Raw genomic sequence first — 3963 nt, 5'->3', positions numbered from 1 at the left:
TCTTTGTATACGGCATTTTCTTCCATGTCATGGCTCAGAAGGCCTTTCCAGTAAGTCTCAAAAGAGTTATGGATTGAATGCCAGTGCCAGTACATCACGCCAAGAGCGCCGGAGGCCAGATGGCTGTATGCCTGCAGGCGAAGCTGTCCGTCATATGGTGTCCAGCCTGGATAACCCTGTGCTTCTGTTTCCAGAACCAGGTAGTTGTCATTTTTGAGACAGCGGATCAGATCACCACCAAATGCGATCTCTGCACCACTCAGGTGATCCTGGGTCGGATGATAAATATCCGTTCCTGCCATGGTCAGATGTTTTGCACATTTAAAATGGTTTACATCCGGCTGCACGCCGTAGGAATATCCTCTCCACTCAAAATCCAGATTGTGGGTGATAAACTGGTCTTCTCTCTTATATTCAGAAACAATCGCTGCCTGCCAGCCCAGGAATTCTTCCACCAGACTTCTCTGGTATTTTTCAAACTCTGCCCCCAGACTTCCATTGATCGTACCGCGCACATCCGGAAAATCTTCCCAGGCATTGATGCGATTGCTCCAGTAATCCAGACCGAATTCATGATTCATGGCATCCAGATCATTATGAAATTTCTCCCGGAGATATTTCACAAAACCAAGCTGCACGTTTTTGCCTGCAGTTCCATAATATTTCGTTTCATTATCAAGCTGGAATCCGATCACACATTTTCGGTGTGCAGAAACTTCCATCAGCTTGCGGATGACTCTTTCCGCATAATACCGATAGACCGGATGTGTGATGTCCATAATCTGTCTCGCACCATAGATTCCTCTGCCTTTGACCGTCTCCGCCAGCACATCCGGATAGGCTTTCACCATCCAGGTCGGCACTGCATAGGTCGGAGTCCCTATGATAACGTTAATTTCTGCCTCTTCCATCGCATCCATTACACGGATCACATGTGAAAAGTCAAAAACACCTTCCTGCGGTTCACAGGTGCTCCATGTAGACTCTGCAATCCGAACCGTATTGATCCCGGCTTTTTTCATCATGGCAACATCTTTCTCCAGCCGGTCATACGGCATATATTCATCGTAATACGCTGCCCCATAGAGTAATTCCCTCATAATACAATGCCCCCTGTCATTCACTCATGTATTTCCAGCGGCAAACCATCCGGATCCTGGAAAAATGTCATCTTTTTACCTGTATAGTCATCTATTCGAACAGGCTCCGTAGCAATCCCTCTGGCATTTAATTCTTTTACCACTTCTTCTACATTGTCTACCTTAAATGCTAGATGCCTGAGTCCAAGAGCTTCCGGATAATTGACTCTTGCAGGTGCATTTTTAATAATAAAAAGTTCTATTTCCTGTTCTCCACAGGCCAGATCAATTTTGTAGTCATCGCGCTCCCTGCGATAATTCTCCCTGATCACATTAAATCCGAGAAGATCCACATAAAAATGCTTCGATTTCTTATAATCACTTCCAATAATAGCTATATGATGAATTAAATTGAACATATTTCCCTCCGTATTCTTCTGACTTGATCAGAATACATTTCGCATCTGTCTACATCAATAATAAACTGCTTTATCCCTTCTATGCAACTCTTTTATTGTTAATGTTCACTTCAGCGGCCTTGGCAATCAGTCCTCTCTCTGATTATCTGCTTGGATTGGATGATCCTCTTCCGTATATTTCTCTATTTCTGTCGTTGTTACCCGTTTGATATGTTGTTTTTTCAAACGCAGATATACGTATTCCCGAAAAATAGTATAAAATACCGACAGCAGTGGAATGAAAACAAGCATGCCTACAATCCCCATAAGATTTCCGCCGATTGTAACTGCTGCCAGCACCCAGATTGATGGAAGTCCTACAGATTCACCAACAACATGAGGATAGATCAGATTTCCTTCAATCTGCTGCAGCATCAGAAATACTATTATAAACAAAATTGCCTGCTTCGGGCTTACCATAAAGATCAAAAAGCCTCCTACTGCACACCCGATGAAAGCCCCGAAAATAGGAATCAATGCTGTAAATGCAATTAAAACTCCAATCAAAAGTGCATATGGCATCCTCAAAATACTCAGTGTGATAACAAACATACATCCGAGAATCACGGCTTCCAGACACTGACCTGTAAGAAAGTTTGCAAATGTCCGATATGTCAGAGCGCAGACTTTAAGCAAAGCATCTGCTTTTTGTTGTGGAAGAAATGCGAAAAATACTTTTCTGATCTGTAAGTGCAGCTTTTCTTTCTGAAAAAGGACATAACAGGCAAAAGAAAAGGCAATAAAAAAGGTCGCTAATCCACTGACTATGGAACCCACAGCTGACATCGTCGTATTCATCATATTTCCAGCACCGTTGCCAAGAAGACTTATTCCCCACCTGATTGCCTGATCCGGATCAAACTGTACCTGATCTACCAGCTTCATAATTTCCTGGTTATTATGGAAAAATTCTCGAATCCAGCTTTGCATCTGCGGAATAAAGTCAGAAATGCTCATCATCAAAGTTCCCATTGTTCGCGTAAGCTGCGGAATCACACCGAACATCACCAATGCGATCACACCAACTATTAATACAATAGTAAGAAGCAGACTTATTGGTCTTGCCAGTTCTCCAGCTATCTTATTTTCCTTTTTTTCATTTTTAAAAATTGTCTTTTCCAAAAAGCTCATTGGCACATTCGTCAGAAATGCGATTGCACCACCAAGTATAAACGGAAATATAATCCCCCATATTGCCTTCAGCACACCGAGCACCACATCAAACTTCCACAGGGCAACCACAAGAAACGCCGTAAACACAATCAGCTCCCTGATTTTTTTTATAGATATTTTGCTTAAATCCACTATTTTCCTCCTTTTTTCAATCTTTATCTGTTATTCAAAGCTTATTGACTGCTATGTAAAGTCACGGCTACAATTCTAGCCTATCATCGAAAATGCCATAACCACAACTCCCAATATCACCAGGATCACTCCCGTCGCACGGTTCAATGTCTTTGGAGTTGCTTTGTTGGCAAATACCGCTGCGATTCTGGCCCAGAGAAATGTAAAGATTACACACAAAATCCATACCGACCAGTCTGGTGTACCGCCGATGGCGAAATGGGAGACGGCTCCGGTAAAAGCTGTGAAGGTCATAATAAGATAGATTTTTTCACTTTCAACTTTAATACCAGACATTCTGACATGCTATTTTCCTGTTCTTATACTTCCGGATCTGTGTTATACTGTACTATATTGTAACTATTCAGAAGGCATTTTGACCCGTAACTGTGAGGGTACTGAACAGTTACACTATATTTATGAGATATTGGAGGGAATCGACTATGCAAAATCCAATTCCTGATGAAAGATATTCTGTGGCAGACGAAGCCATCCTGGGAGCTTTTTTTAAACTCATAAAGCAAAAAGCTCCTGACCGGATCACCGTATCCGATATCACCAAAACAGCTGGTATCGCGAGAAGTACTTTTTATAATCATTATCAGGATATCCCCTCTCTTGTATCTGCTGTTGAGGAAAAGACGATCCATGATGTTTTTTCTATAATGGAAAAATTTCATCCGGAAAATGACCGCGATATCTGTCAGTCCTATTTTCTGACGATCTGTCGCTATACAATGGAAAATCCCTTCCTTGCCGGTCTTCTGAGCACCCCTCACGGGAATGATCTGTTTGAAAAAATGCTGACCATGCTTCATCACTATGTCACCGCTACCACCTCCAGTGCCAGCCCCGACAGACACACAAAAGAAGAAATATCTTACGTGATCACCTGCGCGATCGGCAGCACGATCGGTGTGCTTCACAAATGGACCCGGGATAATTTTGATCTCGCACCGGAAGTCATTGCAGAGATTCTGACTCAGATTTTTCTTTCCGGCATGCTGCCTCTTTTATCCTGACTGCCCTGCATACAGGCACAAAAAAACCGTCTGAGCACTTTCACTCAGACGGGTGTTTAT

The 3963-nt window shown here is 42.6% G+C and carries 4 protein-coding genes and 1 pseudogene; 1 reads left to right on the top strand and 4 read right to left on the bottom strand.

The annotated features are described in order from the left end of the window. The 4 genes and pseudogenes from QZL69_RS03115 to QZL69_RS03100 all read right to left on the bottom strand — a co-directional run. Window positions 1–1100, bottom strand: a 1100-nt coding sequence (locus QZL69_RS03115) for a beta-galactosidase (protein ID WP_291518030.1), incomplete at its 3' end; no start/stop codon positions are given. Window positions 1101–1120: 20 nt separating this feature from the next. Next, window positions 1121–1498: an SMU1112c/YaeR family gloxylase I-like metalloprotein gene (gene gloA2, locus QZL69_RS03110; RefSeq protein WP_022213762.1), complete on the bottom strand. Its 378-nt coding sequence runs from the start codon at window positions 1496–1498 to the stop codon at window positions 1121–1123. A 126-nt stretch (window positions 1499–1624) separates the two neighbouring features. Next, a complete protein-coding gene (locus QZL69_RS03105) occupies window positions 1625–2842 on the bottom strand; it encodes an AI-2E family transporter (protein WP_022213761.1) in 1218 nt (405 codons plus the stop codon). A gap of 75 nt (window positions 2843–2917) precedes the next feature. After that, a pseudogene (locus QZL69_RS03100) lies at window positions 2918–3139 on the bottom strand (sulfite exporter TauE/SafE family protein); the annotation flags it as partial. A 185-nt stretch (window positions 3140–3324) separates the two neighbouring features. Between QZL69_RS03100 and QZL69_RS03095 the strand changes: the two are divergent. After that, window positions 3325–3903 (top strand): TetR/AcrR family transcriptional regulator, encoded by a 579-nt coding sequence (locus QZL69_RS03095; RefSeq protein ID WP_022213759.1) that lies wholly within the window; start codon window positions 3325–3327, stop codon window positions 3901–3903. Window positions 3904–3963: the final 60 nt, after the last annotated feature.

The organism is Blautia sp. CAG:237, assembly GCF_000436615.1.
In the GTDB taxonomy this organism is placed as follows: Bacteria; Bacillota; Clostridia; order Lachnospirales; family Lachnospiraceae; genus Blautia_A; species Blautia_A intestinihominis.
This window is presented reverse-complemented; position numbering and strand designations above follow the sequence as displayed.